Genomic DNA, 7,949 nt, shown 5'->3' with positions numbered 1-7,949 from the left:
GGACGGGCTTCGCCGCCGCCGCGCCCGCCGCCTGGGCCTCGTCGGCACCGGCGCCACCACGCCCGGAGCCACCGCCACGCCCGGAGCCACCGCCGCGACCGGGACCACCGCCGCGACCGGGGCCACCGCGGCGACCGGGGCCATCCGGCGCGGCCATCCGCGCGACGGGCGCCGCGGCGTTTCTCGACGTCTCCGACCCAGCCGAGTCCCCAACCCAGCCGAGAGGAAGACGGACCGGATCATGCAGCCTTTCGTGTTGCCGCGCTTCTACGTGCCCTATCCGGCGCGGCTCAGCCCGCATCTGGAATCGGCCCGGGCGCACAGCCGGGCCTGGGCCGCCGAGATGGGCATGATCGACGCCCCGGACGCCGGCGTGACGGTCTGGAGCGAGCGCGACTTCGACGCGCACGACTACGCCCTCCTGTGCGCGTACACCCATCCGGACGCCTCCGCCGACCGGCTCGATCTGATCACCGACTGGTACGTCTGGGTGTTCTACTTCGACGACCATTTCCTGGAGCTGTTCAAGCGCACCGGTGACATGGCCGGCGCCCGCGAGTACCTCGACCGGCTTCGCGCCTTCATGCCTCTCGACGATGCCGGGGCCGGCCCGGAAACCGCCGGCACGGACACCGCCGGCCTGGAAGCCGCCGGCGCGGCCCCGGTGAACGCGGTCGAGCGCGGCCTCGCCGACCTGTGGGCGCGGACCGTTCCGGACCGGTCCGCCGACTGGCGGCGGCGGTTCGTGGCCAGCACCCGCAACCTGCTGGACGAGTCGCTGTGGGAACTCGCCAACATCAACGAGAACCGGGTGTCGAACCCGGTCGAGTACGTCGAGATGCGGCGAAAGGTCGGAGGCGCGCCCTGGTCGGCGAATCTCGTCGAGCACGCCGCCGACGCCGAGGTGCCGGCCGCGATCGCCGCCCGCCGCCCGATGCGGGTGCTGCGCGACACCTTCGCCGACGCGATCCACCTGCGCAACGACCTGTTCTCCTACCAGCGCGAGGTCGAGGCCGAGGGCGAGCTGAGCAACGGCGTGCTGGTGGTCGAACGGTTCCTCGACTGCGCCACCCAGACCGCCGCCGACCTGGTGAACGACCTGCTCACCTCCCGGCTGCACCAGTTCGAGCACACCGCCCTCACCGAGGTCCCACCGCTGCTCGACGAGCACGGGATCGACCCGCTGGCCCGCCTCGCGGTGCTCGCGTACGTCAAGGGCCTGCAGGACTGGCAGTCGGGTGGCCATGAGTGGCATCTGCGCTCCAGCCGTTACATGAACGACGGCCCGGCCTCGGCCGGTCTCCTCCCGGCGGGAGGCTCGACCGCCGCGCCGCCCGTCCCCGTGGGGGACGCGACGGCCGCCGCGAGCCCACGCTCCGCCGGCGCCGCCGCTCTGCTGGCCGGCCCGGCCGGGCTCGGCACGTCCGCCGCCCGCGCCGTCGAGTCGATCGTGGTCACCGCGCCGCGGCGGCTACGCGCGTTCAGCCACGTCCCCTTCCAGGTCGTCCGGCCGCCGCGGGATCCGGAGCCGTACATGCCGTTCCCGGTGCGCGACAACCCGCACCTGACGGGCACCCGCCGACAGACCGCGCGATGGGCCCGGGCGATGGGCCTGCTGGACCCGGTGCCCGGGATCTGGGACGAGCACAAGCTCGCCGCCTACGACTTCCCGCTCTGCTCCGCCGGCCTCGACCCGGATGCCACCCGGGACGAGCTGGACCGGTCGGCGCAGTGGCTGACCTGGGGAACCTACGCCGACGACTACTACCCGGTGGTCTTCGGCCGCGCCCGCGACCTCGCCGGCGCCCGGGCCTGCAACGAGCGGCTGCGGCAGTTCCTGCCGGTGGAGTTCGACGAGGAGCGGGTGGCCGAGGCGATGCCGGTGCCGGGCATCCCGCTGGAGCGGGCGCTCGCCGACCTGTGGGCGCGGACCGCGCCGCGGCTCGGCCTCGCCGGCAGGAAGGCCTTCCGCTCGGCGGTCAGCGTGATGCTCGACAGCTGGCTGTGGGAGCTGGGCAACCATGCGGCGAACCGGATTCCCGACCCGATCGACTACCTGGAGATGCGGCGCTTGACCTTCGGTTCGGAGCTGACGATGACCCTGGCCCGGCCGAGCGGCGAGCACGGCATCCCGGCCGAGGTCTACGGGACGCGGCCGATCCGCGCGCTGGAGAACTCGGCGATGGACTACGCCGGCCTGCTCAACGACATCTTCTCCTACCAGAAGGAGATCCAGTTCGAGGGAGAGCTCACCAACGGCGTCCTGGTGGTGGAGAACTTCCTGAACTGCCCGCGTGAGCGCGCCGTCCGGGTCGTCAACGACCTCATGACCGCCCGGATGCGCCAGTTCGAGCACATCGTCGAGCGTGAGCTGCCCGCCCTGTTCGACGCCTACGACCTCGCCGACGAAGCCCGGGGCGCGCTGCTGACCTACGTCGACGACCTGAAGAACTGGCTCGCAGGCATCCTGCGCTGGCATCGGCGCACCCGCCGCTACGACGAGGCCGAGTTGCGCCAGCACCCGGCGGCGGGCGTCCCGCCGTTCGGCTCCGCGACCGGGCTGGGCACCTCCGCCGCCCGGCTCGCGACCGTCAGCCGGCTCGCCCGCGGCGGGTGACCGCGAGTGCCGCCCCGGGCGCGCGGCGGGCCCGGCGTCCGGTCCGGGTCCGTCGGCGCGGCCCGGCGCGACGTCACATCCGCTCGGGAGCGGTGATGCCGAGGAGGGACAGGCCGTGGCCGAGGGTGCGGGCGGTCAGCTGGCAGAGGGCGAGGCGGTTGCCGCGGACGGGCTCGGCGGCGTCGAGGACGCGGCAGGACTCGTAGAAGGCGGTGAAATCCCGCGCGAGCTCGTAGAGGTACCCGCACAGGCGGTGCGGCTCGAGGGTGGCGCCGACCTCGGCCAGCGTGGCGCCGTAGCCGTCGAGTTCCAGGGCGAGGGCGCGTTCCGCCGGCTCGGGGGCCACGCCGGGGTCGACGGCGGCCTCGGGGTCGCCCGCCTTCCGCAGGATCGACCGGATCCGGGCGTGCGCGTACTGCAGGTAGACGCCGGTGTTGCCGTTCAACGAGACCATGCGGTCGGGGTCGAAGACGTAGTCCTTGAGCCGTGAGGTGGCCAGGTCCGCGTACTTGACCGCCCCGATGCCGGCCAGTTCGGCGATCTGGTCGAGATCAGCGGCCGGCAACTCCGGGTTCTTCTCCGCGACCACCGCCCTGGCACGGGCGACCGCCTCGTCCAGGAGGTCCATCAGCCGGACGGTGCCGCCCGCCCTGGTCCTGAACGGGCGGCCGTCCTTGCCGAGCACCGTGCCAAAGGGAACATGCTCGGCCTCGAGACCATCCGTCAGCCAGCCCATCCGGCGGGCGGCCGCGAACACCATCCTGAAGTGCAGCGCCTGCCGGGAGTCGGTGACGTACAGCAGGCGGGCCGCCTTGAGGTCGTGAACGCGGTAGCGGATCGTCGCCAGGTCCGTGGTGTCGTAGCCGTAGCCACCGTCACGCTTGCGGACCATGAGGGGCACCGGCTTGCCGTCGGGGCCGGCGACCTCCTCCGAGAAGATCACCAGGGCGCCCTCGCTCCCGGCGGCCAGCCCGGCCCTGACCAGCTCGTCGACCGTGTCGGCGAGCAGGGGGTTGTAGAACGACTCGCCGACGGAGTCCTCGGGGCGCAGCAGCACGCCGAGGCGGTCGTAGATGACCCGGAACGCCTTCTCGGACTCGGCGACGATCTCCTTCCACATGGCCAGGGTCGCGGGGTCGCCGGACTGCAGGTCGACCACCCGCCGCCGGGACCGGTCCGCGAAGGCGGGATCGGCGTCGAACTCGGCGCGCGCGGTCTTGTACAGCTCGTCCAGGGCCGACACGGCCGAGATGCCGGCCGAAAGCTCGTCGGAGTGCCAGGCGGCCGCGGGATGCTCGTCGAGGTACTGGATCAGCATCCCGAACTGGGTGCCCCAGTCGCCAAGATGGTTCTGCCGGATGACGTCCGCGCCCAGGAAGCCCAGCACCCGCGCGAGGCTGTCACCGATGATCGTCGTCCGCAGGTGCCCGACGTGCATCTCCTTGGCGATGTTCGGCGCGGAGTAGTCGACCACGGTCCGCCGCCCGTCGTCCGGCGAGCCGACCCCCAGGCGAGTACTCCGGAGCCTCGCGGCCACCTGGCCCCAGATCGAGGCGTCAGGAACCCTGATGTTCAGGAAGCCGGGCCCGGAGACCTCGACCGCCTCGATCGGCCCGCCGTCCAGGGCGGCGGCGAGGTCGGCGGCGAGGTCGGCGGGCCTGGCCCGCGCCCGCCTGGCGAGCGCCAGCGCCGCGTTCGCCTGGAAATCGGCGTGCTCCGACCGCCGCACCACGGGGTCCGCTCCCACGAGCGCGGGGCGCGCCCAGCCGATCGCCCCGGACACGGCCTCGGCGACCTGGCCAAGCAGCGGCAGTACCTCGTGGTTGCTCACGGAGACCGTCCTTCCTTCGTCGTCGCCCATTGTCCCGGGCACGTCCACCGGGTTATGGATGGTCACGAACCGTGGGTGACGAAGCCGAACACCGAAGACGAACACCGGCGACAAAGACCGACGACTGACGACAAAGCCGAACACCGGAACGAAGCCGAACGACGAGAACGAGCACCGAAGGGGCGCCGACGGAGGCGCTCGACGGGTCTGGCGCGCGCGGGACTCGCGGACGCGCCGCGAAGGCGCGGCCGCCGAACGCCGGCCCCACGCCGATCAGCCAGCCAGCCCACCCGCCCGCCAGCTGACGAGTTCCTGTCAAGTCCACTCCGGGGCGCGCGAGGCACGGCATGCTGGCGTTCGGGCACGGGGCCCTGGGGGTGGGTGATGGCGGAGGGGCACGGGCCGGCGGACGGGCGGGCGCGGGTGGAGCTGCTCGGGCCGCTGCGGCTGGTCGTGGACGACGCGCCGGTCGACGTGCGCGGCCCGAAACGGCGCGCGGTGCTCGCGCTGCTCGCGCTCGCCGAGGGCCGGATCGTCCCGGTCGACCGGCTGGTGGACGCGCTGTGGCCGGCGGAGGTTCCCCAGGCGGGCCGGGCCGCGCTGCACAGCCACGTCCACCGGCTGCGCGGCCACCTCGCGGGTGCCGCGAGCCGGCTGCGCACGCTGCCCGACGGGTACCTGCTGGAGCTCGGCGACGACGGCCTGGACGTGGCGCGGGCGCGCGCCCTGCTCGCGGCGGCCCGTGGCCAGGCGCGCAGCGACCCCGCGGGGGCGCTCACGCTGCTGCGCCGGGCATACGCGCTGTGGCGCGGACCGGTCCTGGTGGACCTCGAGGACGTGGAGCCGATCGCCGTCGCCGCCCAGGCCTGCGCGCGGCTGCGCGGCGAGGTCACCGACGCGCTCGTCGCGGCTGGGATCGCCGCCGGCGAGGCGGACACGGTCCTCGGCCTGGCCGCGGCCTCGGCCGAGGCCGAGCCGTTGCGCGAGCCCGCCACGCTGCTGCTGGTGCGCGCGCTCGCGGCGACCGGGCAGGCGCCGCGGGCGCTGCGGGTCGCGGCCGACTTCCGGCACCGGCTCGCCGAGGAGACCGGGCTGGACCCAACGCCGGCGCTGGCCGAGTTGGTGGGCGCGGTCGCCGCCGGAACCGTGGACTCGCGGCCGGCCTCGCCATCCGTGTCCCCGCCAGCGGTGTCCCTGTCATCCGTGTCCCCGCCAGCGGTGTCCCTGTCAGCCGTGTCCCCGCCAGCCGTGTCCCCGCCGCCGGTGGGCCCACCGGCCCCGCGCGCCGCGGCGACGGACATCCCGGCGGCGGGCTCACCGGCCGCCGGTCCGCGCGTCGCGGGCCGGCCGGTGCTTCGGCCCGCGACGCGGCTCGTCGGCCGCGAGGCGCAGGTCGCGGCGCTGCACCGGCTGCTCGCCGCCGAACGGCTCGTCACGCTCGTCGGCCCCGGCGGCGTCGGCAAGACCAGGGTGGCCCTGGAGGTGGCCCGGCCGAGCGAGACGGCGACGGTGCTGCCGCTCGCGCCGGTCACCGACCCCGCCGCGCTCCCGCACGCGCTGGCGGCCGCGTTGAACCTGACCGTCGTCCAGGGAGACGTCCTCGCGGCCTGCGTCGCGCTCCTCGGCGAGCGCCCCGCGCTGCTGGTGATCGACAACTGCGAGCATCTGCTCGACGCCGCCCGCGACGCGGTCGACGAGCTGCTGGCCGCGTGCCCCCGGCTGGCCGTCCTCGCCACCAGCCGTGAGCCGCTCGGCCTCGCCGCCGAGCATGTCTGGCGGCTGGCGCCGCTGCCGCTGCCGCTGCCCGGCCCGCCCGGTCAGGACGCGGCGGATCCGGACGCCTCGGCGGAGCTCGCGCGGGTGCCGTCCGTGGCGCTGTTCCTCGACCGGGCCGGGCGGGTGCGGCCCGGCGCGCCGCCCGCGCCGGACGAGCTGTGGATGATCGCGGACATCGTGCGCCGGCTCGACGGGATGCCGCTGGCCATCGAGCTCGCCGCCGGCCGGTTGTCCGCCTTCTCCGTGGCCGACCTGCGCGACCGGCTCGACCGCTCGCTCGACCTGCTCGGCGGCACCCGGACCAGCGGCGACCCGCGCCACCGGACGCTGCGGGCGACCCTCGAGTGGTCCTACCAGCTGCTCACCGACGACGAGCGGCACCTGTTCCGCCAGCTGTCGGTCTTCGCCGACGGCGTCGACCTCGACACCGCGGAGCGGCTCGCCGCCGGCCTGGGCCTGGCCGGCGACCCGGGCGGCATCCTGGCCCGCCTCGTCGACGCGTCCATGGTCAACGCCGATTTCGCCGCCGGGCGGCCCCGTTACCGGATGCTCGAGACGATGCGCGCCTTCGGCCTCGACCGGCTGGTCGCCGAGGGGGAGGACGAGGCGGCCGCCGGCCGCCTGCTGAGCTGGGCCCGGGATCTCACCGGATGGCTCAGGGCCACGTGGGCCACGGAACGTGAGCCCGAGGCTGATGCCACCCTGCGCCGTGAGCTGGCGAACCTGCGGGTCGCGTGGCGGCTGGCCCGCGACCGCGGCGCCGTCGACGACGCGCTCGCCATGGTCACCGCGCTGTACGACGCGATCGCCTACCGCGACCTCCTGGAGATCCGCGGCTGGGCGGAGGAACTAGCCGCCGACCCGGTGATGGCGGCCCACCCGCGGGCCGCCGAGGCGTTCGGCACGGCCGCGGAGGCCCTCTACCACCGCGGCCGCTACGCCGAGACCGAGCGGCTCGCGCGGGCCGGCCTCGCGCTGGCCGCGGACGAGACCGGACGGTGGCACTGCCTGCTGCCGCTGTCGGTCGCCACGCTGGCCCGCGGGGCGTTCGCCGAGACGATCGAGCACTGCCTGAGCGCCGCCGCGCTCGGAGGCCGGCCGCGCGAGAGCCTGGGCGTCGCCGCGCTCGCCGCCACCTACGCCGGCGACCTCGGCCAGGCGCGGCGGCTGAACGAGCGGGGCTCGGCCGTCGCGGTGTCGCCGTCGGCGCGTTCCTGGGACGCCTACGTCGCCGGCGAGATCGAGAACCACGCCGGGCGCGACGAGGTCGCCGAGGAGCACTACTCCCGCGCGATCGACCTCGCCCGCCGCTCGGGCGCCACCTTCCTGGTCGGCGTCGCCACCGTCGGGCTGCTCACCGTGCGCGCGGGCGCCGGCCGGGTGGACGAGGCGCTGGCCGGCTACCGCGAGGTGATCGACTACTTCGCCCGGACGGGCAACTGGACCCACCTGTGGGTCACCCTGCGCAATCTCGCCGATCTGCTACGCCAGCTCGGCGACCTCCCACCCGCCGCGCTGCTCAGCGCCGCCGCCGACCGCGCGCCGGACGCCCCCGCCGCCGGCGAGCGGCGCGACCGGGACGACCTCGCCGCCGGCACCAGCGGCACCAACGAGGGCGGCGACGCGGTGGCGCCCCTCGCCAGGGCCGAGGTGCTCGACGTGGCCCGCCAGGCCATCGCCCGCAACCTCGGCCGCCCCGCCCGCTGACCCGGGCGGGACGCGGCG

General features: G+C 75.1%; 3 protein-coding genes. 2 read left to right on the top strand and 1 reads right to left on the bottom strand.

Annotated elements, in window-relative coordinates:
• Positions 1-241 precede the first annotated feature (241 nt).
• On the top strand, positions 242-2,617 hold the full coding sequence (locus I6A81_RS34195) for a family 2 encapsulin nanocompartment cargo protein terpene cyclase (RefSeq protein ID WP_203005178.1): 2,376 nt from the start codon (positions 242-244) through the stop codon (positions 2,615-2,617).
• A gap of 73 nt (positions 2,618-2,690) precedes the next feature.
• Here the strand turns inward: I6A81_RS34195 and argS are convergent, their stop codons facing one another.
• A complete protein-coding gene (argS, locus tag I6A81_RS34190; protein ID WP_203005189.1) occupies positions 2,691-4,478 on the bottom strand; it encodes an arginine--tRNA ligase in 1,788 nt (595 codons plus the stop codon).
• A gap of 354 nt (positions 4,479-4,832) precedes the next feature.
• On the opposite strand from argS, the gene I6A81_RS34185 reads away from it, so the two are divergent.
• Entirely contained in the window at positions 4,833-7,931 is a 3,099-nt protein-coding gene (locus tag I6A81_RS34185) for an AfsR/SARP family transcriptional regulator (RefSeq protein WP_203005179.1), read from the top strand.
• Positions 7,932-7,949 lie beyond the last annotated feature (18 nt).

This window comes from Frankia nepalensis (assembly GCF_016786325.1).
Lineage (GTDB): Bacteria > Actinomycetota > Actinomycetes > Frankiales > Frankiaceae > Pseudofrankia > Pseudofrankia nepalensis.
The sequence above is the reverse complement of the archived record's forward strand: the minus strand, read 5'-3'. Positions and strand labels throughout refer to the sequence as shown.

Coding starts and splice junctions, on each gene's coding strand:
- I6A81_RS34195 (WP_203005178.1), top strand. CDS start 242: ATGCAGCCTTTCGTGTTGCCGCGCTTCTACGTGCCCTATCCGGCGCGG.
- argS (WP_203005189.1), bottom strand. CDS start 4,478: ATGGGCGACGACGAAGGAAGGACGGTCTCCGTGAGCAACCACGAGGTA.
- I6A81_RS34185 (WP_203005179.1), top strand. CDS start 4,833: ATGGCGGAGGGGCACGGGCCGGCGGACGGGCGGGCGCGGGTGGAGCTG.